Origin of the sequence: Mesorhizobium sp. M7A.F.Ca.CA.001.04.2.1 (assembly GCF_003998485.1) — a bacterium.
Taxonomy (GTDB): Bacteria; Pseudomonadota; Alphaproteobacteria; order Rhizobiales; family Rhizobiaceae; genus Mesorhizobium; species Mesorhizobium ciceri.
The window spans coordinates 1-824 of the sequence record NZ_RZQT01000294.1 but is presented as its reverse complement, the minus strand read 5'-3'; the positions used below and the strand labels follow the sequence as shown (position 1 = coordinate 824).

At 63.1% G+C, this 824-nt stretch carries 1 protein-coding gene; it reads left to right on the top strand.

What is annotated here, in order from left to right; translation table 11 throughout:
- A partial coding sequence (locus EN955_RS34585; protein ID WP_127223580.1) for an alcohol dehydrogenase catalytic domain-containing protein occupies window positions 1-824 on the top strand: 824 nt, incomplete at both ends.

Here is an 824-nt window from a genome sequence, read left to right as displayed (position 1 = left end):
ATGAAAACCCGCGCCGCTGTCGCTGTTGCCGCCGGAAAGCCGCTGGAGATCATGGAGGTCGACCTCGAGGGCCCGCGCGAGGGCGAAGTGCTGGTCGAGATCAAGGCGACAGGCATTTGCCACACCGACGAATTCACACTGTCGGGCGCCGATCCGGAAGGTCTGTTTCCGGCCATCCTCGGCCATGAAGGCGCCGGCGTGGTGGTCGATGTCGGCAAGGGTGTCACCTCGCTCAAGAAGGGCGACCACGTCATCCCGCTCTATACGCCCGAATGCCGCCAGTGCCCGTCCTGCCTGTCGAGAAAGACGAACCTCTGCACGGCGATCCGCGCCACGCAGGGCCGGGGGCTGATGCCCGATGGTTCATCGCGCTTCTCGATCGGCAAGGACAAGATCTTTCACTATATGGGCTGCTCGACCTTCTCCAACTTCACCGTGCTGCCCGAGATCGCACTGGCCAAGGTCAATCCCGACGCGCCCTTCGACAAGATCTGCTACATCGGCTGCGGCGTCACCACCGGCATCGGTGCCGTGATCAACACCGCCAAGGTCGAGATCGGCGCCACCGCGGTCGTCTTCGGCCTCGGCGGCATCGGCCTCAATGTCATCCAGGGCCTGAAGCTTGCCGGCGCCGACATGATCATCGGCGTCGATTTGAACAACGACAAGAAGGAGTGGGGCGAGCGCTTCGGCATGACGCATTTCGTCAATCCGAAGGAGATCGACGGCGATGTCGTGCCCTACCTCGTCAACATGACCAAGCGTGGCGCCGACCAGATCGGCGGCGCCGACTACACATTCGACTGCACGGGCAGCACCAAGGT